The sequence below is a fragment of the Candidatus Dormiibacterota bacterium genome, from assembly GCA_036495095.1.
In the GTDB taxonomy this organism is placed as follows: domain Bacteria; phylum Chloroflexota; class Dormibacteria; order Aeolococcales; family Aeolococcaceae; genus CF-96.
In genome coordinates, this window is sequence record DASXNK010000086.1 from 1 (window position 1) to 20,666 (window position 20,666).

At 73.0% G+C, this 20,666-nt stretch carries 19 protein-coding genes, 1 tRNA gene and 1 pseudogene; 18 read left to right on the top strand and 3 right to left on the bottom strand.

Going from position 1 to position 20,666, the window contains the following annotated elements; translation table 11 throughout:
• The first annotated feature begins 96 nt into the window (after window positions 1–96).
• Both VGL20_09090 and VGL20_09095 read left to right on the top strand, forming a co-directional pair.
• Window positions 97–1,134: a dihydrolipoamide acetyltransferase family protein gene (locus VGL20_09090; protein HEY2703832.1), complete on the top strand. Its 1,038-nt coding sequence runs from the start codon at window positions 97–99 to the stop codon at window positions 1,132–1,134.
• A gap of 102 nt (window positions 1,135–1,236) precedes the next feature.
• Window positions 1,237–1,854, top strand: coding sequence for a hypothetical protein (locus tag VGL20_09095; protein HEY2703833.1), 618 nt, complete (start codon window positions 1,237–1,239; stop codon window positions 1,852–1,854).
• A 17-nt stretch (window positions 1,855–1,871) separates the two neighbouring features.
• Here VGL20_09095 and VGL20_09100 read toward each other — a convergent pair whose 3' ends face one another.
• Window positions 1,872–2,621, bottom strand: a complete 750-nt coding sequence (locus VGL20_09100) for a hypothetical protein (protein HEY2703834.1) — start codon at window positions 2,619–2,621, stop codon at window positions 1,872–1,874.
• A gap of 89 nt (window positions 2,622–2,710) precedes the next feature.
• Between VGL20_09100 and VGL20_09105 the strand changes: the two genes are divergently transcribed.
• Complete coding sequence (locus VGL20_09105; GenBank protein HEY2703835.1) at window positions 2,711–3,607, top strand: ABC transporter ATP-binding protein; 897 nt, start codon at window positions 2,711–2,713, stop codon at window positions 3,605–3,607.
• Entirely contained in the window at window positions 3,604–4,371 is a 768-nt protein-coding gene (locus VGL20_09110; GenBank protein HEY2703836.1) for an ABC transporter permease, read from the top strand. The genes VGL20_09105 and VGL20_09110 overlap by 4 nt, the downstream gene beginning before the upstream one ends.
• A gap of 34 nt (window positions 4,372–4,405) precedes the next feature.
• Here the strand turns inward: VGL20_09110 and pruA are convergent, their stop codons facing one another.
• Window positions 4,406–6,031, bottom strand: a complete 1,626-nt coding sequence (gene pruA / locus VGL20_09115; protein HEY2703837.1) for an L-glutamate gamma-semialdehyde dehydrogenase — start codon at window positions 6,029–6,031, stop codon at window positions 4,406–4,408.
• Between the two features lie 41 nt (window positions 6,032–6,072).
• Between pruA and lipA the strand changes: the two genes are divergently transcribed.
• The 10 genes from lipA to VGL20_09165 all read left to right on the top strand — a co-directional run bounded on the left by lipA (window position 6,073) and on the right by VGL20_09165 (window position 16,749).
• Complete coding sequence (gene lipA, locus VGL20_09120; protein HEY2703838.1) at window positions 6,073–7,011, top strand: lipoyl synthase; 939 nt, start codon at window positions 6,073–6,075, stop codon at window positions 7,009–7,011.
• Window positions 7,008–7,736, top strand: coding sequence for a lipoyl(octanoyl) transferase LipB (gene lipB / locus VGL20_09125; protein HEY2703839.1), 729 nt, complete (start codon window positions 7,008–7,010; stop codon window positions 7,734–7,736). Before lipA ends, lipB begins: the two co-directional genes overlap by 4 nt.
• Before the next feature lie 225 nt (window positions 7,737–7,961).
• Window positions 7,962–8,276, top strand: coding sequence for a hypothetical protein (locus VGL20_09130; protein HEY2703840.1), 315 nt, complete (start codon window positions 7,962–7,964; stop codon window positions 8,274–8,276).
• A 78-nt stretch (window positions 8,277–8,354) separates the two neighbouring features.
• Window positions 8,355–9,827, top strand: coding sequence for a wax ester/triacylglycerol synthase family O-acyltransferase (locus VGL20_09135; protein HEY2703841.1), 1,473 nt, complete (start codon window positions 8,355–8,357; stop codon window positions 9,825–9,827).
• A 4-nt stretch (window positions 9,828–9,831) separates the two neighbouring features.
• The gene (gene rpiA, locus VGL20_09140; protein HEY2703842.1) at window positions 9,832–10,509 is read left to right on the top strand and encodes a ribose-5-phosphate isomerase RpiA; all 678 of its coding nucleotides are present in this window, start codon (window positions 9,832–9,834) and stop codon (window positions 10,507–10,509) included.
• Window positions 10,510–10,546: 37 nt separating this feature from the next.
• Window positions 10,547–12,913 carry an HAD-IB family hydrolase gene (locus tag VGL20_09145; protein ID HEY2703843.1) on the top strand — a complete coding sequence of 789 codons (2,367 nt, stop codon included), beginning with the start codon at window positions 10,547–10,549 and terminating at the stop codon, window positions 12,911–12,913.
• Window positions 12,913–14,121, top strand: a complete 1,209-nt coding sequence (locus VGL20_09150) for an alcohol dehydrogenase catalytic domain-containing protein (GenBank protein ID HEY2703844.1) — start codon at window positions 12,913–12,915, stop codon at window positions 14,119–14,121. Before VGL20_09145 ends, VGL20_09150 begins: the two co-directional genes overlap by 1 nt.
• The gene (locus VGL20_09155; GenBank protein HEY2703845.1) at window positions 14,121–15,725 is read left to right on the top strand and encodes a lactate racemase domain-containing protein; all 1,605 of its coding nucleotides are present in this window, start codon (window positions 14,121–14,123) and stop codon (window positions 15,723–15,725) included. Before VGL20_09150 ends, VGL20_09155 begins: the two co-directional genes overlap by 1 nt.
• Complete coding sequence (locus VGL20_09160) at window positions 15,722–16,663, top strand: lysophospholipid acyltransferase family protein (GenBank protein ID HEY2703846.1); 942 nt, start codon at window positions 15,722–15,724, stop codon at window positions 16,661–16,663. Before VGL20_09155 ends, VGL20_09160 begins: the two co-directional genes overlap by 4 nt.
• 12 nt (window positions 16,664–16,675) lie before the next feature.
• A tRNA-Val gene (locus VGL20_09165) sits at window positions 16,676–16,749 on the top strand.
• Between the two features lie 143 nt (window positions 16,750–16,892).
• On the opposite strand, the pseudogene VGL20_09170 reads toward VGL20_09165, so the two are convergent.
• Window positions 16,893–17,387: pseudogene (locus VGL20_09170) on the bottom strand (MarR family winged helix-turn-helix transcriptional regulator).
• A gap of 202 nt (window positions 17,388–17,589) precedes the next feature.
• Here VGL20_09170 and VGL20_09175 point away from each other — a divergent pair.
• From VGL20_09175 to VGL20_09190, 4 genes are all read left to right on the top strand, one after another.
• A complete protein-coding gene (locus tag VGL20_09175; protein HEY2703847.1) occupies window positions 17,590–18,324 on the top strand; it encodes an SDR family oxidoreductase in 735 nt (244 codons plus the stop codon).
• Window positions 18,325–18,437: 113 nt separating this feature from the next.
• Window positions 18,438–19,379, top strand: coding sequence for an LLM class F420-dependent oxidoreductase (locus VGL20_09180; GenBank protein ID HEY2703848.1), 942 nt, complete (start codon window positions 18,438–18,440; stop codon window positions 19,377–19,379).
• Between the two features lie 182 nt (window positions 19,380–19,561).
• Window positions 19,562–20,185, top strand: a complete 624-nt coding sequence (locus tag VGL20_09185; protein HEY2703849.1) for an NAD(P)-binding domain-containing protein — start codon at window positions 19,562–19,564, stop codon at window positions 20,183–20,185.
• Window positions 20,186–20,279: 94 nt separating this feature from the next.
• The coding region (locus tag VGL20_09190) for an NAD(P)H-binding protein (GenBank protein ID HEY2703850.1) at window positions 20,280–20,666 on the top strand (387 nt) is incomplete at its 3' end.

Genomic DNA, 20,666 nt, shown 5'->3' on the forward strand with positions numbered 1-20,666 from the left:
CCGGTCCCACCTGCCCCCGCTCCGGCGGCCGCCGCGCCGCCGCCGCCGGCCCCACCGGCCCCATCGGCGCCGGTTCCGATCACGGAGCCCGCCCCGGTGGCCGCGTCCGCGGCCCCGACCCCGGCCGAGACCGAGGCCGGCGGCGCCGGGCTCCACGTCAGCCCCGCGGTGCGCATGCTCGCGCGCGAGCACGCCGTCGACCTCGGCCGGCTGCCGGGGTCGGGACTGGGCGGGCGGATCACCAAGAAGGACATCCTCGAGTGGGTGCAGCAGCGCGACAGCCGGCCGGCCGCCGCTGCCGCCCCGGCTCCGGTGCCCACCGCCGTCCCCGAGGCGGCGCTGGCGGCACCGGCACCGGCACCGGCCCCCGCGCCCCCCGCGCCCCCCGCGCCCGCGGCCGCCGCGGCCTCCGCGGCCGCCGCCGTGCCGCCGGCCGAGGGCGACACCCTGGTGCCGCTGACGCCGATGCGCCGGGCCATCGCCGAGCACATGACCCGCAGCGTCCAGACCTCGCCCCACGCCTGGGTGATGGTCGAGGCGGACATGAGCGCGGTGGCGGGGGTGCGCCAGCGCAACCGCGCCGCCTTTGAGCAGCGCACCGGCGCGAAGCTCACCTTCCTGCCCTTCGTCGCCCGGGCGGTGATCGGCGCGCTGCGCGCCCATCCCACCCTCAACTCCACCTGGACCGCCGACGGCATCGTGCTCAAGCGCGACATCAACCTCGGCATCGCGGTGGCGCTCGAGGACAGCCTGATCGTTCCCGTCATCCCGCACGCCGACCGGCTCAGCATCGCCGGCCTCGCCGCTGCGGCCCAGGACCTCGGCGAGCGCGCCCGCGCCGGCCGGCTGAAGCTCGAGGACATCCAGGGCGGCACCTTCACCCTCAACAACGCCGGCGCCCTGGGCACGCTGATGTCCCAGCCGATCATCAACCAGCCGCAGGCGGCGATCCTCGCCATGGACGCCATCGTCAAGCGACCGGTGGTGGTGGCCGGTGACGCCATCGCGGTCCGGCCGATGATGAACCTCTGCATCTCGTTCGACCACCGCATCAACGACGGGCTGCAGGCGACCCGGTTCATCTCGACGGTGCGCGACACCCTCCAGGCCATGGACGACCGGGTGCTCGACTGACGGCGGTGACCCTTGGTCATCGGTGACTTGACACGGGCTGACGGCAGGGGGTAATTGATGCCGTCCGGACGTGGTGCCGGTCGGGGGGTGGAGGGAGCGAGGATGATCGCACGGATCGCTCGTGGTGGCTGGGGCCCGGACCGCGACGCCGCCCTGCACGACGCCCGCGAGCGCCTGCTCCCGGCGCTGCGCGCCCGCGACGGATACCGGGGACTGATGGTGGTGGAGGACTCCGCCGCCGCGGAGATCATCCTCACCAGCTACTGGACGACCGCGGCGGAGATGTCCGCCGCCGAGGCGGCGGTCTCCGGCATCTGCGCCGAGATCCTCGGCGCCGGCGAGCCGGATGTCGACCATCACCTCGTCGCGGTGTCGGTGGGCGCCCACTCGGCCGTCGAGGGCAGCTGGGTGCGGGTTCTGGACGCCACTGTCGACAACGACCGGATGGCGACCGCGATCGCGCACTTCCGCCAGCGGGTGGTCGGAGCCCTCGGGCAGACCCCCGGCTTCCTCAGCGGGGTGCTGTTCGCCGACCCCAGCACCGCGCGCACCATGCTCGCGACCGCCTGGGACACGGGCGAGCACATGCTGCTCTCGGCCAGCCGCCTGGCCCCGCTCCGCGAGGAGGCCCGGATGGAGTTCGGGATGCGGATCCGCCGGGTCTGGAACGCCCGGCTGCTCCTCGCCGACCTCCCCGCCCCGGTGGTGGCGACCGGCTAGGCTCACCCGGTCCCGGCTCAGACCTCGAGGACGCGCATCCCGTAGGCGAGCCCGGCGCAGAGCCGCTCGAGCTCGGCGGCGAACGGGAGGCGGAGGTCGACCTCGACCCCGTCCCAGGTGAGGTGGCCGCCGCGTCCCCGGCGGGCGTAGCGGGGGGTGCGGACGCTGGCGCCGATGCCGTCCCCGTCCGGGTGCCGCTCCCAGCTGCGCGGCGCTCCCCGCGGATCGGCCCAGAGCGACCACACCTGCCCGGCGGCGAGCACCAGGCCGGAGCAGTGGAGCAGCTCGCAGCGCTCGCCGTCGAGGGTGAAGGGACGTCCCGCCGGCAGCCCCGGCTCGTACGTCGCCGCGATCGGCGGGACCGCGAGCAGCTCGTCGGCGTCGATGAGGTGCTCGAAGGCGAGGCTGCAGCGACGGCGGGTGTACGCGAGGCAGGCGTCGACGCCGGCGCCGCAGCAGCGCAGCCAGTGCTCCGCGCCCGGCCGCAGCCGGACCACCCCGCTCCGCGGCCCGCCACCGAGGGCGTCGAGGTCGACCCGGGTGGCCACCGCGCCCCGCGGGCTGTCGCCGTCGGCGCCGAGCAGGACCGCGGCGCCGGGGCTGGTGGCGACGTCGACCCAGAGGAAGGAGCCCCGCGGCAGCGGCTCGCGGGCGACGTCGGGATCGGTGAGCTGCCGGAGCACCGCCGGCCCGGCGCTGCCGTCGACGAGGAAGCGGCGGTCGGAGCCGCCGATGTCCTCGAGAGCGATCTGCCGGCAGCTTCGCATTTCCCGAAAATTGTATGCGGGATCTGCGGCGCGCAGACCACCGCGTAGAGTGTCCGCCGTCAGCGCGGGATGTGGACGGAGGAGCACGGGTGCCGGCGATCGCCGTCGAGGGCCTGCGGAAGTCGTACGGCGGCGTCGAGGCGGTCCGCGGGCTGAGCTTCGAGGTCGCCGAGGGCGAGGTCTTCGGCCTGCTCGGCCCCAACGGCGCGGGCAAGACCACCGTGGTGGAGATCCTCGAGGGCTACCGCCGCCGCGACGCCGGCAGCGCCTCCGTGCTCGGCGTCGACCCCGCCTCCGGCGGCCGGGCGCTGCGCGCCCGGGTGGGGATCATGCTCCAGGAGTGCGCCATGCCCCGGCTCCTCTCCGTCGGCGAGCTGCTCGATCTCCACGCCGGCTACTACCCGAGGCCGCGGCCGGTCGGCGAGGTGCTCGAGCTGGTCGGCCTGAGCGCGAGGGTGCGGGCCCGGGTCAGGACCCTCTCCGGCGGCCAGCAGCGCCGCCTCGACCTCGCCCTCGCGCTGATCGGCGACCCCGAGCTGATCTTCCTCGACGAGCCCACCACCGGCTTCGACCCCTCGGCGCGCCGCGACGCCTGGGAGATCGTGCGCAGCATCCGCACCCTCGGCCGCACCGTGCTGCTCACCACCCACTACATGGACGAGGCCCAGAGCCTCGCCGACCGGATCTGCGTCATCGCCGCCGGGGAGATCGTCGCCGAGGGCAGCCCGGAGACCATCGGCGGCCGCGAGACGGCGGCCGCCTGCATCCGCTTCACCCTGCCCGAGGGGCTCGAGCTCGCCGCCCTGCCGCTGCCGGTGCGGGTCGGCGACGGCCGCGTGATGGTGGAGACGGCGACGCCGACGCGGACCCTGCACGAGCTCACCAGCTGGGCGGTGGCGAGGGGGCTGGAGCTGCCCGGGCTCGAGGTGGTGCGCCCGTCGCTCGAGGACGTGTATTTGGAGCTCACCAGGGTGCCGTCCGAATGAGCGATGTCGCGCTGGTGGCGCGGCAGGTGCGCTTCGAGCAGAAGACCTTCTGGCGCAACCCCGCCAGCGCCTTCTTCGCGTTCGCCTTCCCGCTGATGTTCCTGGTCATCTTCGGCACCCTCAACCGGGGGGCGCGGATCCAGGCCCTGGGCGACATCCCCTACAACGCCTACTACGTCCCCGCGCTGATCACCTTCGGCGTGGTCGGCGCCTGCATGACCAACATCAGCATGACGCTGACCATCCGGCGCGACTCCGGGGTGCTCAAACGGCTGCGCGGCACCCCGCTGCCCGCGTGGGTGTTCATGGCCGGGGTGATCGGGTCGTCGGCGGTGGTCAGCGCCATCCTGGCCGTCCTGCTCACCGCCGCCGGGATGCTGTTCTACGGGGTGAGCGCTCCGCTGCACCCGGCGACGCTGCTGCTCGTGCTCGTGGTCGGCGCGATCTCGTTCTGCGCCCTGGGGCTGGCCCTCTCCGCGCTCATCCCCAACGCCGACGCCGCCCCGGCGATCACCAACGCGGTGGTGCTGCCGCTGCTCTTCCTCTCCGGCATCTTCTATCCCCTCGACCCGAGCTCGATCCTGAGCCACATCGCCGACTGGTTCCCGATGCGCCACTTCGCGCTCGCGGTCTTCGCCGCCTTCGACCCGCAGGGCAACCGGTCCGGGCTGCCGGCTCTGCACCTGTCGGCGATGCTGACCTGGGGGGTGGTGGGAGTCGCGGTCGCGGTGCGCCGCTTCCGGTGGGAGCCGCGGCGGGGCTGACGGGGAGGGCTGTCATCGCCGCTCCCCGCACCGCTCAGTCCGGCAGCAGGTGGGGGTAGCGCCAGTCGCGGGGCGGGTCGAAGGTCTCCTTGATCGCCCGCAGCGAGACCCAGCGGAGCAGGTTGGCGGCCGAGCCCGCCTTGTCGTTGGTGCCGCTGGCGCGGGCGCCGCCGAAGGGCTGCTGGCCGACCACGGCGCCGGTGGGCTTGTCGTTGACGTAGAAGTTGCCGGCGGCGTTCCGCAGCGCCGCGGCGGCCTGCTCGATCGCACCCCTGTCGGTGGCGAAGACCGCCCCGGTGAGCGCGTACGGCGAGGTGGTGTCGACCAGCCGCAGGGTCTCCTCCCAGGCCCCGTCGGGGTACGGGTACACGGTGAGGATCGGGCCGAAGAGCTCGCGCGCCATCAGCTCGTGGCGGGGATCGTCGGTCTCCAGGATGGTGGGGCGCACGAACCAGCCGCGGGAGGAGTCGGCCTCGCCGCCGGCGACGAGGCGAAGGTGCGGGTCCTCCCGGGCGGCGCCGAGCGCGGCCTCGTGGGTGGCGAACGCGCGGTCGTCGATCACCGCCCCGAGGAAGGTGGCGAAGTCGGCGACGTCGCCCATCGGCAGCGACTCGGTGGCCTCGGCGAGGGGCTCGCGGAGCCGCTCCCAGAGGCTGCGGGGGACGTAGGCGCGCGACGGCGCCGAGCACTTCTGGCCCTGGTACTCGAAGCCCCCGCGCACCAGGGCGGTGCTCAGCGCCCCCAGGTCGGCGGAGGCGTGGGCGACGACGAAGTCCTTGCCGCCGGTCTCGCCGACCAGCCGGGGGTAGCAGCGGTAGCCGTCGATGCCGGCGGCGACCTCCCGCCACATCGAGCGGAAGACCCCGGTCGAGCCGGTGAAGTGGATGCCGGCGAGTGCGGGATGGCGCAGCGCCACCGCCGAGACCGGGCCGCCGTCGCCGGTGACCATGTTGATCACCCCGGGCGGCAGCCCCGCCTCCATCAGCAGCGCCATGATCATCGAGGCGGCGAGCTGGGCGGTGCGCGCCGGCTTCCAGACCACCACATTGCCCATCAGCGCCGGCGCGGTGGGCAGGTTCCCGGCGATCGAGGTGAAGTTGAAGGGGGTGACGGCGAGCACGAAGCCCTCCAGCGGGCGCAGCTCGACACGGTTCCAGGTGCCGGTGGGGGAGACCGGCTGGTCGGCCATCAGGCGCTCGCCGAAGTGGGGGTTGTAGCGCCAGAAGTCGATGAGCTCGCAGGCGGAGTCGATCTCGGCCTGGTGGACGCTCTTGCTCTGGCCGAGCATGGTGGCGGCGTTGAGCCGGTCGCGCCAGGGGCCGGCGAGCAGCTCCGCGGCGCGGAGGAAGACCGCGGCGCGGCTCTCCCAGGGGGCGGCGGCCCATCCCGCCCGGGCGGCGAGGGCGGCGTCGACGGCGGCGGCGACGTCCGCGTCGGTGGCGCGGCGGCCGGTTCCCAGGACCAGCTCGTGGTCGTGGGGGGCGCGGACGCTGAACGGCTCGCCGCCGGCCTCGACCTCACGGCCGCCCACCACCATCGGCAGCGGCCGGGGGGTGGCGGCGAGCTCGCCGAGGGTGGCGCGGAGGGAGCGGCGCTCGGCCGACCCGGGGGCATAGGTCCGGACGGGCTCGTTGCGGGGAGGGGGGACGGGGACGCTCACGGAGGCATTCTTCCACCTCCGGTGTAGAGTGAACCCCAGGTATGGAACCGCTCCCCGTCGTCCCCTCCCCGCGCCCGTCCCACCTCCGCCTCCTCCCCGAGGGGGTCGACCGCCGGCCGCCGTGGCTCACCGTCCGCCTCCCCGCCGGCGAGGGCTACACCAGGCTCAAGGGCATCATGCGCGGCCTCGAGCTGAACACCGTCTGCGAGGAGGCGCGCTGCCCGAACATCGGCGAGTGCTGGGGTCAGGGCACCGCCACCTTCATGATCCTCGGCGACGTCTGCACCCGGGCCTGCGCCTTCTGCGCGGTGAGGAGCGGCCGCCGCGGCGGCGACGTCGACGCCGACGAGCCCCGCCGGGTGGGAGAGGCGGTGGCGCGGATGCGCCTGCGCCACGCGGTGGTCACCTCGGTCGACCGCGACGATCTCCCCGACTTCGGCGCCGGGCTGTTCGCCGAGACCATCCGGGCGATCCGCGCCGCCTCCCCGGGGACCACCGTCGAGGTGCTCACCCCCGACTTCAACGGCAGCGAGGCCTCGCTGCGGACGGTCATGGACGAGGCGCCGGAGATCTTCAACCACAACGTCGAGACCGTCGGCCGCCTCTACCGCCGGGTGCGCCCCCGGGCCGACCTGCTCCAGAGCCTTCGCCTGCTCCAGGCGGGGAAGCGGATGGAGCCGCGCAGCCGCACCAAGTCCGGGCTGATGCTCGGCCTCGGCGAGAGCCTCGACGAGGTCCGCGAGCTGCTCACCACGATGCGGGCGCACGAGATCGAGATCGTGACCATCGGTCAGTACTTGCGGCCCTCGCTGAAGCATCACCCGCTGATCCGCTTCGTGCCCCCGGAGGAGTTCGAGGAGCTCCGCGAGTTCGGCCTCCGCCTGGGCTTCGAGCACGTGGAGTCCGGGCCGCTGGTGCGGAGCAGCTACCACGCCGCCGACCAGGCGGGCTCGGCGCCGGTCGCGGCGGCCGGGGGGTGACCCCTCGGACGCCCCCCGAGGTCGGCCACCTCTGGCTGGGCACGGTGGGCTACAGCGCCGCCTGGGAGCTGCAGCAGCGGCTGGCCCGGGCCCGCGCCGCCGGCGACCTCGACCGCGACTGCGTCCTCCTCCTCGAGCACCCTCCGGTGTTCACGATGGGCCGGAACGGCAGCCCGGAGCACGTCCCCGGCGGCCCCGAGCGGATCCGCGCGCTGGGCGCCGACTACGTCGAGGTCGACCGCGGCGGCTCGGTGACCTTCCACGGACCGGGACAGCTGGTCGCCTACCCGATCCTCCGCCTCGCCGATGTCCTCCCCATCCCCGGACAGCCCGGGCTCGGCGACGTGCTCCGCTACGTGCGCGCCCTCGAGGAGGCGATGCTCGGAGCCGCCGCGACCGCCGGGGTCACCGCGGGGCTGCGGCCGCCCTACACCGGCGTGTGGGTGGGCGGGGAGAAGCTCGGCGCCATCGGGGTGAAGCTCAGCCGCGGGGTCACCCTCCACGGGCTGGCGATCAACGTCACCACCGACCTGCGCTGGTTCACCGAGGTGGTGCCCTGCGGGATCAGCGACGGCGGGGTCACCTCGCTGGAGCGGCTGGGCGCGTCGGGCTGGACCCCGGAGCGGCTCGCCCCCGCGCTCGCCGGCCACCTCGCCGCCGCGCTCGGCCGGGTGGCGGTTCCGGCCGGCGCCGGGCTGCTCGAGGCCGTTGCCGCAGCCGCCTGATCAAACGCGCCGAACACGCCGGCGCGCAGGGATCCGGGGGTGCCGTGCGTTGAATGTGCACTGGTGATGCGCTCCGTTGCGTTCGATCGGCGCGTTCTCGCACAACCAGCCTCTGGTCAGGGTCACGCGAAGCAATTACCATCCGAAGAAACCGGTGCATGTGTTCGTTTGCAGCGGGTCCATCCGGATGGACGGTCAGCCCCCGTTCCGAAGGAGCTTGAGGCCGTGTTCGTCAGAAACCGCATGCTGAACAACCTGTCATGGCCGGCCGAGCAGGGGTCGATCCGCAGGCAGCGCCGCCAGGCGCTCTGCGAGCTCGACGGCCTGCTCTCCCAGCTCGAGGAGATCAACCTGCGGGGCACCGAGGTGCCCGGCCGGGTGCGCGTGGCGCTGCGCCGTCACGGTGCGGTGGTGACCGACACCGACGCGGCCGCCCAGCTCATCGAGATGATCTTCGCGGTGCAGGAGCGGTACATGCTGCATCCGCAGCTGCCGCCGCCCCCCGCGGTCGAGGACCTGCGCCGCCGCATGGCGAGCTGAGCGCGGCCGCGCTCGCCTCCGCGCTTCCACCGGAGTAAGGTCCGGGGGACGATTCCGCCAGGGTGGGATGTGGGGGCGATGCGACAGCTCACGAGCCTCGACGCGCAGTTCCTCGCGCTCGAGGACCGGCACAACTACGGTCACGTCGGCGGCCTGACCATCCTCGAGGCCACCACCGTCTCGGGCGAGCCCTTCACCGCGCAGCGCGTCTCCGACCTGCTCGCGTCGCGGCTCCACCTGCTGCCGCCGTTCCGCTGGCGCCTCGCCGAGGTGCCGCTGGGCATCGACCACCCGTACTGGATCGACGACCCCGAGTTCGACCTCGAGTACCACGTCCGCGAGCTCGCCCTCCCCGACCCCGGCGACGACCGCCAGCTCGCCGAGCAGGTGGCACGCATCCACTCCCGGCCGCTCGACCGCACCCGGCCGCTGTGGGAGCTCTACGTCATCCACAACCTCGCCGGCGGCCGGGTGGGGATGTTCACCAAGATCCACCACTCCGCGATCGACGGCCTGTCCGGCGCTGAGATCCTCTCGGTGGTGCTCGACCTCGAGCCCGAGGGCCGGGTGATCCCGCCGCCGGATCCCGACGGCCGGCCCGGCCGGGTCCCGGGCGGGCTCGAGCTCTTCGGTCGCGGCCTCGCCAACCTCCCGCGCCAGCCCCTGCGCACCCTCCGCGGGCTGCCGCCGATGGTCGCGAACCTCGACACCCTGCCCGGCGTCGGCGCCATCCCCGGCACCGCGACGGTGGCGAGGGTCAGCCGCCGCATCGCCCGGCTGATCCCCGGTGTCGAGCCCGGCGAGGTGCTGGAGATGCCGCGCAGCCTGGCGCCGCGGACGGTGTTCAACGGCCCCGTCTCCGGCCACCGGAGGGTGAGCTTCGCCACCCTCCCGCTCGACGAGGTGAAGGCGGTCAAGAACCGCTTCGGGGTGACCGTCAACGACGTCGTGGTGGCGATCGGCGCCGGCGCGGTGCGGCGCTGGCTGCTCGACCACGCCGAGCTGCCCGACCGCCCGCTCACCGCGATGATCCCGCTGTCGGTGCGCACCCCCGAGCAGTTCGGCACCTACGGCAACCGGATCTCGATGATGGGCGTGCCCATCCCCACCGATGAGCCCGATCCGCTGCTGCGGCTGCGGCGCACCCACGAGGTGCTGCGCTCCGCCAAGGAGCGTCACAAGGGGGTGCCGGCGAGCATCCTCCAGGACGTCACCCAGTCGATCCCCCCGGCGGTCTTCGCGCGCGCCTCGCGCACCGTGCTCGGGCTGGTCTCCCGGGGACCGGTCGCACCGGTGTGGAATCTCTGCATCTCCAACGTGCCCGGGGTGCCGATGCCGCTCTACTGCGCCGGCGCCCGGGTGCTCAACGAGTACCCGATCTCGGCGATCGCCGACGGCATGGGCCTGAACATCACCGTGCTCAGCTACCAGGGGCAGATGGACTTCGGGATCGTCGCCGACCGCGAGCAGATGCCCGACGCCTGGCCGCTGGTCGACAACCTCCGCGACGAGCTGGCGACCCTGCTCGCGCTCAGCCCCGCGCAGGAGTAGACGAATGGACGTCGAGGAGGCCAAGCGCGCCGCCGGTGAGGCCGCCGCCGAGCTGGTCGAGGAGGGCATGACCCTGGGCCTGGGCACCGGCTCGACGGCGCGGTGGTTCATCGCCGCGGTGGGGCGGAAGCTGCGGGAGGGGATGCGGCTGCGGGGCGTGCCCACCTCGCGGGCGAGCGAGGCCCTCGCCGCCGAGGCGGGCATCCCCCTGGTCGAGCTCGACGCCACCGGTGTCGACCTCGCCGTCGACGGCGCCGACGCCGTCGACGGGCGGCTGCGGGTCATCAAGGGCGCGGGGGCGGCGCTGCTCCGCGAGAAGATCGTCGCCGCGGCGGCGCGCCGGTTCGTGGTGGTGGTCGACGAGGGCAAGCTCCGCGACCCTCTCGGCGGCCTCCTGCCGGTCGAGCTGGTCCACTTCGGGCACCTCTCCACCCTGGCCCATCTCGACCGCCTCGGGGGCGGCTTCCAGCTCCGGCTCGACGCCGCCGGCCGGCCGCTGGAGACCGACAACGGCAACCTCATCGCCGACGGCGAGCTCCCCGTCATCGACGACCCGGAGGGGCTGGGGACACGGATCGACGGCATCCCCGGGGTGGTCGGCCACGGCCTCTTCTGCGGGCTGACCCATCTCGTGCTGGTGGCCCGGCGCGACGGCACCGTCGATCGCCTCACCGCGGACTGACGCGTCGCCGGTAGGTCTATCCTGCCTCGCTGTGGCTGTGAGCGAACTGTCTGGCGCGACCGTCCTCCTCACCGGGGTCACCGGCTTCCTCGGCACCGCCATCCTGGAGAAGCTGCTCCGCAGCGTCCCCGGCTGCCGGGTGGTGACCCTGGTGCGTCCGGGACGCCACGGCGCCGAGCGGCGGGTGCGCGACGAGGTGCTCGCCTCCCGGGCGTTCGGCCCGCTGCGCGAGCGCCTGGGAGAGGGCCGGGAGGCGGTTCTGAGTGGGCGGGTCCAGCCCGTCGGGGGCGATCTCGGCGCCCCCGGGCTGGGCCTCGACGAGGACGGGCTCCGTGCCCTCGCCGGTGTCGACGTGGTCATCCACTCCGCCGCCGAGGTGGCCTTCGACAGCCCCCTCGACGTCGCCCTCCGCACCAACGTCGGCGGCGCCGTCGGCCTGGTCGAGACCGTGCTCGCCGCCGGCGCCCGGCCCGCGTTCGTCCACGTCTCCACCGCCTACGTCAGCGGGGTGCGCCGGGGGCTGGTGCTCGAGGGCGCTCCCGGCGGCCTGGCCACCGCTGGCGGCGCCGCCCTCGACTGGCGCGCCGAGCTGCGGGCGGCCGAGGCGGTGCGCGCCGGGCTGGAGGCAGACTCGCGGTCGCCGCAGCGGCTCCGAAAGTTCGCCGCCACCGCGCGGCGCGGGCCCGGCGCCTCAGGGGTGCCCGCCGCCGGCGCCGAGGTGGAGCGGATGCGGGCGCGTTGGGTCGACGCCCGGCTGGTCGAGCACGGCCGCGCCCACGCCCGCGCCCTGGGCTGGTCGGACGTCTACACCATGAGCAAGGCTCTCGCCGAGCTGGCGGTCAGCGAGCGCTGCGGCGAGCGGCCGCTCTCGGTGGTGCGGCCGTCGATCATCGAGTCGGCGCTCCGCGAGCCCATCCCCGCCTGGATCACGGGCCTCCGGATGGCCGAGCCGGTGATCCTCGCCTACGGCCGCGGGCTGCTCCCCGAGTTCCCCGGCCTGCCCGACGGCATCATCGACATCGTTCCGGTCGACGTCGTCAGCAACGCGGTGATCACGGCGGCGGCGACACCGCCGGCGACGGGACGGGCCGTGTACCACGTCGGCACCGGGGCGCGGAACCCGCTGCGCTACCGCGGCCTCTTCGACAACGTCCGCGGCTACTTCCGCGCCCAGCCGCTCCACGACTCCGCGGGGGCGCCGATCGCGGTGCCGGACTGGAAGTTCCCCACCGGCCGCCAGGCGGGTCGCCGTCTCGCCGCCCTGGAGCGGGGGCTGGAGATCGCCGTCGGCACCGTCGAGCGAGGGATGGCGTCGCCGCGCACCCGGGTGCTCCACCAGCGTCTCGACGAGGCCCGCGACCGGGTCCGCCGGGCCCGCTCGCTCTCCGAGATGTACGCGGTGTACACCGAGATGGACGCGGTCTTCGACGACGCCGGCACCCGCGCCCTCGACCTCGGGCGCAGCCCCGCCGAGCGCGCCGAGCTCCCCTTCGACGTCGCAGTGATCGATTGGGAGGACTACCTGCAGCGCTCCCACATCCCCGCGGTGGTCGACCTCGCCCGGATGCGTCGCCGCGCCCCCCGACCGGTGCTGCCACGGCCGACCTCGTCGCCGGCGCCGCCGCCGGCGCGGCTGCCCCGGGTGCGCGCCGGCGCCGAGCCCGCGCTCGCCGTCTTCGACGTCGAGGGCACCATCGCCGACCTCACCGTGGTGCAGCACTACCTGTTCTTCCTCCTCGAGCGTGAGGAGCGGCGGCGCTGGCCGCTGACGGTCGCGCGCACGGCGATGCGCGTCCCCGGCTGGCTGCGGCTCGACCGGGTGAACCGGCTGGACTTCCAGCGCCGCTTCTACCGCGGCTACGCCGGGCTGGAGCGCGAGTTCGTCGCCGAGACCGCCCGCCGCGCCCTCCACGAGATCACCCTGCCGCGCTGCTTCCCGCGGGCGATGCGCCGGGTGCGCGAGCACGTCGACGCCGGCCACCGGGTGGTGCTGGTGACCGGGGCGCTCGACGAGGTGGTGCGCCCGCTCGCCGACCTGCTGGAGGTCGAGCTGCGCGCCGCCCACCTGCGCACCCTCGACGGGGTCTTCGACGGCGACCTCGCCGACACCCCGCCCAGCGCCGAGGCGCGCGGCGCCCTGGTGACCCGCCTCGCCGCCGAGACCGGCGCGCGCGCCGCCGCCTGCTACGCATACGCCGACAGCATCAGCGACCTCTCGATGCTGGAGGCGGTGGGCACCCCGGTGCCGGTCAACCCCGACCTGCGGCTGCTCTCGGTGGCGCGGCGGCGGGGGTGGGCGGTGCAGTCGTGGCGGGTCGGTGACGGCGGCGGCAGGATGCCGGTGGTGCTGCCCTCGCGGGTGCCCCCGGAGCGAAGCCGCCGCGTCGCCGCGGGGCGCCGCTGATGCGTGCCCTGGAGTGCACCCCCACCGTGCCCGGCTACGCGCTCGCGCGGGTGGCCGGCGGCACCCGCGGCGGCCCCTTCACGATGCTCAGGCTCACCCACCGGCCGCCACCGGAGCTGCTCGGAGAGGGCTGGGTGCGCCTCCGTCCGCGGCTCGCCGGGATCTGCGGCAGCGATCTCTCCGCCCTGCGCGGGCACGCCAGCCCGTATCTCGGGGCGCTCGCCTCGTCGCCGTTCGTGCCCGGCCACGAGGTGGTCGCCACCGTGGACGGTGGCGGAGGGCGCTGGCGCGACGGTTCCCGGGTGGTGGTCGAGCCGCTGCTCCACTGCGGGGTGCGCGGGGTCGTGCCCCCCTGCCCGCGCTGCGCCGCCGGCGAGCCGCAGGGATGCGAGTCGGTGGCCGGTGACGGCTTCGCGGCGGGGCTGCAGAGCGGCTACTGCGCGGCCACCGGCGGGGGCTGGGCGGGGGAGATGGTCGCCCACCAGAGCCAGCTCCACGAGGTGCCGGCCGGGCTCGACGACCGCGATGCGGTGATGGTCGAGCCGCTCGCCTGCGCCCTTCACGCGGTGCTGCGCAACCCGCCGGGTCCCGACGACCGCGTCCTCGTCGTCGGCGCCGGCACCCTGGGCCTGCTGATCATCGCCGCGCTGCGCCACGCCGCCCGGCCCCGCCGGGTGATCGCGGTGGCCAAGCACGACGGCCAGAGCCGGCTCGCCGCCCGGCTCGGCGCCGACGTCGTCTGCGCCCCCGACGTGATGCTGCGCACGGTGCGCTTCGAGACCCGTGCGCGGCTGGTGGAGGGCCGCGCGGTGGCTCCCTTCCTGCTCGGCGGCGCCGACCTCACCTTCGAGTGCAGCGGTACCGCGAGCGGGCTGCAGAGCGCGATCGGCTGCACCCGTGCCGGCGGCACCGTGGTGATGGTGGGGATGCCTGGACGGGCGAGCATCGACCTCGCCCCGGCCTGGCACCGCGAGCTCAGCCTGCGGGGCGCCTACGCCTACGGCGTCGAGACCGCCGGTGGGACGGCGGTCGAACCGCCCCGGCGGACCTTCGCCATCGCCCTCGAGGCAGCACAGGCACTGCGCCCGGGCCGGCTGGTCGACGATCCCCTGCCCCTCGAGGACTACCGGCGGGCGCTCACCCGGGCGGCGTCGGCGGGGTCGCGCGGGGCGGTGAAGGTGGCCTTCGCGCCGCAGGGGGAGGGGTGATGAACCGGCCCGGCACGGTGGTGGAGGTGGGCCGCTCGACCCCACCGGTCCTGGTCCACAACGGCGACTCGGTGGTGCTGCAGCGGTTCCCGGTGGGCACCCGGGTGGTCTACCCGCCCGACCCGATCACCGGCCTGCGCGACCCCGACGGCGCGATCCGCCGGGCGCTGCTCAACCCCCTCGACTCCGAGCCCCTGCCGGCGCTGCTCCACGCCGGGATGCGGCTGACCATCGCCGTCGACGACATCTCGCTGCCGCTGCCGCCGATGCGCTGGCCCGACGTGCGCTCCCGGGTGCTCGAGGCGGTGCTCGACATGGCCGCCGACGCCGGCGTCGAGGACGTGGAGATCATCATCGCCACCTCGCTCCACCGCCGGATGACCGCGGCCGAGGTGCTCCATGCGATGGGCCGGCGGGTCTTCGACGCCTTCTGGCCCGACCGCCTCTACAACTTCGACGCCGAGGACCCGGAGGCGCTGATCGAGCTGGGCACCACCGACGAGGGCGAGGTGGTGGAGATCTCGAAGCGCGCCGCCACCAGCGACCTGCTCGTGTACGTGAACATCAACCTCGTCGCCATGGACGGGGGCCACAAGTCGGTGGCGGTGGGCCTGGCCCCGTACCGCAGCCTGCGCCACCACCACAACGTCCACACCCTGCGGCACACCCGCAGCCTGATGGACCCGCCGCGCAGCGCGCTGCACAGCTCCTGCACCCGCATGGGACGGCTGCTGGAGACCCACGTGAAGGTGTTCAAGATCGAGACCACGCTGAACAACGACACCTTCCCCGCGGCGCTCGGATTCCTCAACCGCCGCGAGTCGGAGTGGACGGTGAGGGACCGGGCCATGGCCCGGGTGGTCGCCCAGGCGACCGCGAGCATGCCCCCGGCCCAGGCGCGCGCGATGTTCCAGCGCACCCGCGCGCCCTACGCGCTCACCGGCGTCTTCGCCGGCTCCACCGAGCCGGTGCACGCCCGCGCGCTGGAGTCGCTCTACAAGCAGCAGGCGGTGCCGGTGCGCGGGCAGTCGGACGTGCTCAGCGTCGGCATCCCCTACGTGGGTCCGTACAACGTCAACTCGATCATGAACCCGGTGCTGGTCCACTGCATGGGGCTCGGCTACTTCTTCAACCTGTACCGGGGGATGCCGCTGGTGCGCCGCGGCGGGGTGCTGATCATGACCCACCCCTGCCGCGAGGAGTTCCACCCCGTCCACCATCCCTCCTACATCGACTTCTACGAGCAGGTGCTCTCCGAGACCCGCGACCCCGAGCGCATCGAGGTCGAGTACGAGGAGCGCTTCGCCAACGACGCCTGGTATCGCCAGCTCTACCGCCGCTCCCACGCCTATCACGGCGTGCACCCGTTCTACATGTGGTACTGGGGCGCGCACGCCCTCGACCACCTCGGCGACGTCGTGGTGGTGGGCGGCGACCGCGGCGTCTGCGAGCGGCTCGGCTTCCGGGCCGCGTCGACCCTCGACGATGCCCTGGAGATGGCCACCCAGACGGTGGGCCCGCATCCGAGCGTCACCCACCTCCACTGCCCGCCGCTGTTCGTCTGCGACGTCGAGGCCGGCGGCTTCGAGGCAGGGGTTCCGTGAGCCGGCGGGCCGCCCAGGCGGGCGCGGCGCTGCGCTGGGCGGCGGACGACACGGTGCGGATGCTCCGCGCCTGGCGGCCGCCCGAGCGCCCCGAGCCGGTGGAGCGGACCCCGCGCGCCCTCCGACCGCCCCGCTCCGCGGAGCCCACCTGGGGACGCTCCGACACCAGCGCGACGATGCGCCGCGCGATCCAGCGCCACGGGCTCTTCCCCCTGCTCGACATGCTCGGGCGGCCCACCGTGCTCGGCCTCCACCACCTCCAGGGGGCGCGGCCGCCGCTGATCCTCGCCCCCAACCACGTCTCCCACGCCGACGCACCGCTGGTGCTGCGAGCGCTGCCCCCGGCGCTCCGCGACGACACCCTGGTGCCCGCCGCCGCCGACTACTTCTTCAAGCGGCAGTGGCTCAGTGTTGCAGTCACCCTTGCCATGAACGCGGTGCCCTTCGACCGCCGCCACGACATCGCCGACTCGGTGCGCCGCCTCGAGCGGCTGCTCCGCCACGGTCACAGCATCGTGCTCTTCCCCGAGGGCAGCCGGGCCCGCGACGGCCGGCTGCGTGGCTTCAAGGCGGGGGTCGCCCACCTCGCGTGCCAGACCGGCGCCCCGGTGGTGCCGGTCTACGTCCAGGGCACCCATGCCCTGCTCCCACCGGGCGCCGCGCTGCCCCGGCCCAGCGCCGTCGCCGTCCACTTCGGCCCGCCGCTGGTCGCCCAGCCCGAGGAGAGCGCCCGCGCATTCAACGAGCGGATCGAGGTGGCGGTCGGCGAGCTGATGACCGCCGCCCGGGGCCACACCTACCGCGACACCGTCCCGCGCCGCCCTGGCTGGCGCGAGCGCTGGCGGCCCGCGGGGGCGCTCGCCGCCGACCCGCGGCCGGAGCTGCCCGCCGCCTCGGAGGGCTGGATCGCGCGGTGGCGCTCGACCACGCCGCGGTAGAGTCGAGAGCCCGGGCGGGTAGCTCAGACGGCTAGAGCGTCTCGTTTACACCGAGAAGGTCGCGGGTTCGATCCCTGCTCCGCCCACTTCGCACTGCCGTGTTGCGGGCTTCGAGACGGGAGTGGCTGCCAGCCCGGCTGAGCCATCATCCGGCCGACTCTGGCTTGCTGCGTGGCCGCTGCGAGGCCCGGTTCCTGTTGCGCGGTCCGATCAGCCGCTCGGGTGGGGGCGCGGGCTCGTCGGGAGTGGATTGCTCGGGGAAGGGTTCCTCGGCGAGGTGGCGCAGGACTCGTTCGTTGAGGGCGGCGAGGGTATCGAGTTCGGCGGGCGTGAGCAGGTCGATGAAATGTCGGCGGACGTTGTGCACATGCCGGGGCGCTGCGTCCTCGATGGCGCGGCGTCCGGCGGGCAGAAGGCAGATCATGGCGCTGCGGGCATCGGCGGGGTTGGACTCGCGGAGGATCAGCCCTTGCTTCTGCATGCCCCGGACCTGATGGGACAGCCGGCTCTTCTCCCACTGCAGCAGGGCGCACAGTTCCTGGGCGGTCATACGGCCCGAGCTGTGCTCCGAGAGCACCGCGAGGATCTGGTAGTCGGCCTCGTCCAGTCCGGAGTCCTCGAGCAGGTGCCGGCGCAGACGCATGGCGAGCCGGTGGCGTGCGTGCATGAAGGCACGCCAGGCGCGGTCTTCGCGGGGGTCGAGCCACCTCGGTTCCGTCGGCATGCGCTCATGGTACTTCATGGTTGACCCGTCAACCAAGACGGTGATAAGGTTGATCAATCAACCTTTCGCCGCGCCAGGAGTAGCGATCGAGGCGGGACACAAGCAGAGTCGGTAACCAGGCGGCGAGGCGCGACCGCCAGTTTGAGTGCACAGACCGGTATGCATAGCTGTTTCGAATACCTACCAATTCAATGGAGTGATCGTGGGAAAGCTTGATGGCAAGGTAGCGGTGATCACGGGTGGATCAAGCGGTATGGCGCTGGCCGGTGCCAGGTTGTTCGTTGAAGAAGGAGCTCACGTCTTCATCTCGGGTCGGCGGCAGGAAGCGCTGGACGAAGCCGCCGAGCTGATCGGCCGAAACGTGACCGGTGTACAGGGCGATTCGGCCAATCTGGCGGATCTGGACCGTTTGTTCGACGCGGTCAAGCAGGAAAAGGGCGCCATCGACGTGTTGTGGGCAAGTGCCGGGATGGGCCAGGAGGGCAAGCTCGGCGAGATCACCGAGCAGCACTTCGATGCCACCTTTGGGCTGAACGCGCGCGGCACGCTCTTCACGGTGCAGAAGGCATTGCCGCTGTTCAACGACGGTGGCTCGATCTTCATGACTGGGTCGAACGCTTCGCTGAAGGGCTATCCGTTCTGGAGTGTGTATGCGGCGAGCAAGGCGGTGCTGCACGCCTACGCCCGCGTGTGGTTGTACGAGTTGAAGGACAGGCGGATCCGGGTGAACGTGCTGACCCCGGGGCAGACCGCCACGCCGAAGCAGGAGGAGTTGTTCGACCAGGAGACGAAGCGGCAGTTCGAATCGCTGATCCCACGGGGAGAGATGGGCCGCCCTGAGGAGATCGCGACGGTCGCATTGTTCCTCGCCTCGGACGACTCGACGTACGTGAACGGTATGGAGCTGGTTGTCGACGGCGGCACCTCGGCGATCTGAGCGGGAGACACTGGCATGTGTGGGCATGCCGAGAGAACGCAGTCGTCACGGCGGCGGCAGCGGGATTGGACTGGCGATAGGACTGTGCTGAACAAAAGCGAAAGGGGCCACCCATGAGCATTGCATCCACGCCCATCCGGCTCGGGCTGATAACGGCCAACATCGGGCCGACCACTGACGGCCCCGCAGCCGTCGGATTGGCGACGCTGGCTGAACAACTCGGGATGGACTCACTGTGGGCCGGGGAACACATCGTCATCCCTGCCGGCCAGAAGAGCCCCTACCCCTACAGCCCGGACGGACAAATCCCAGGGGGCGACGACATCGACATACCCGACCCCCTGATATGGCTGTCCTACGTCGCCGCCGCCACCAGCACCATCAAGCTCGGCACCGGCGTGATCATCTTGCCCCTGCGCAATCCGCTCATCCTGGCCAAAGAAGTCGCCAGCCTCGACCGACTCAGCGGCGGCCGCGTCCTGCTTGGAGTCGGGGTCGGCTGGCTCGCCGAAGAGTTCGAGCTCCTGGAAGTCCCGTTCACCCAGCGCGGCCGCCGCCACGACGACTACATCACGGCGCTGCGCGCGCTGTGGAGCCAGGACATCGCCTCCGTCCAGACCACCCACGCGCGCTTCAGCAACGCCATCAGCAAGCCCAAACCCACCACCAGGACAGTGCCGATCGTGATCAGCGGCGGCTCCGACGCAGCGGCACGCCGCGCCGGCCGCCTGGGTGACGGCTACTTTCCCAGCACCACCGACCCGCACCGGCTCACCCAACTGCTCAAACTGATGCGCATGGCCAGCGACCAAGCCGGCCGCGACCCCAGCGCGATCGAGCTGACGGTCGCCCTGTTCGACACCGACCCCGACACCCTGAGCACACACATCGAAGGCCTGCTGCCCCTGGGTATCGAGCGGGTCCTGCTCAGCCCCATGCCACCCGAGACACTGAACGATGTCGTGGACTCGCTCACCGAACGTTTCAACATCCATCACCCTCCAGCCGTCGACCGGCGGGGTGAGATACGGCGGCGCTGTGGTGCACTTCATTGAGCGACTCTTCGTGTGACTGTTCAACGGCGGCGGCATCAATGGCGGCGGAGGCATCCTCGGCGGTGGCTGATCTGTGTCCGGTTTACCGGCCCAGGCCAACCGCACATCATGGTTGACCCATCAACCAAGTAGATGCTAAGGTTGACCCATCAACCTCTCGCCGCGCCAGGAGTAGCGACATCGTGAGCAGCATCAGCATCATCGGCACCGGGAACATGGCCCGCACCATCGGCGCGCGGGCGACAGCGGGCGGCAACATCGTCGAGGTCATGGGCCGCGATCGGTCCAAGGCCGTTGACCTGGCCAGGGCTCTCGGCGGAGGCGCCACGATCGGAGAGTGGGGCGCCGCCCCGGCCGGCGACATCGTCATCGTGGCCCTGTTGTTCGACGGCGTCGTTCCGGCCGTCACCCGGTACGGAGATGCCCTCGCGGGCAAGATCATCGTCGACATCAGCAATCCCTTCAATTCCGCGTTCGACGGGCTGGCCCACGGCGAGGAGACCTCGATCGCGCAGGAGGTCGCCAAAGTGGCCCCGGCGGGCGCCAGCGTGGTGAAGGCATTCAACACCATCTTCCGTGATGTCCTGGAGAAGGGTCGGCCCGACGTCTTCATCGCCGGCGACAGTGCTCAGGCCAAGGCGGCCATGGAGGCGTTCGTCAAGAGCCTCGGGCTGCGCCCGCTGGACGTCGGCGACCTGAAGATGGCGCACTGGCTGGAAGGAGCGGGCTTGGTCACGGTCGGCCTCGCCCGCCACGGAGTGGGGCACTTTGACTTCGCCCTCGGCGTCACCGAATTTCACGGCTGAGCCGCACCGCCCCACCACTTCCGCGCCACATCACGCCGGTCGAACTACGGCACGAGAAGAACAGCCCCCCACCCACCCTCACAGGGACAGCAGCATGCGCGTTCTCGTCACTGGCGGGACCGGCCATTCCGGTTCGTACATCATCCCCGAGCTCATCTGCGCCGGGCACGAGGTCACCGGCCTGGCCCGGTCGGACACTGCTGCGGTGGCGGTGGCCGCGCTCGGCGCGAAGGTGCGTCGCGGCGACCTCGAGGATCTCGATGGGCTCAAGGAGGCGGCCGCGGACTCCGACGGCGTCATCCACGTCGCGCACCGGCAGGACCTGCTTCCCTCCGGCGGCATGGCCGCCGTGGCCGCGGCGGAACTCCCGATCATGCTCGCCTACGGCGAGGCGCTCGCGGGAACCGGAAAGCCACTGGTCGCGGCTGGGAGCATCGGCTCGCCCGGGAACCTGGGCCGACCGGCCACCGAGGAGGACCCA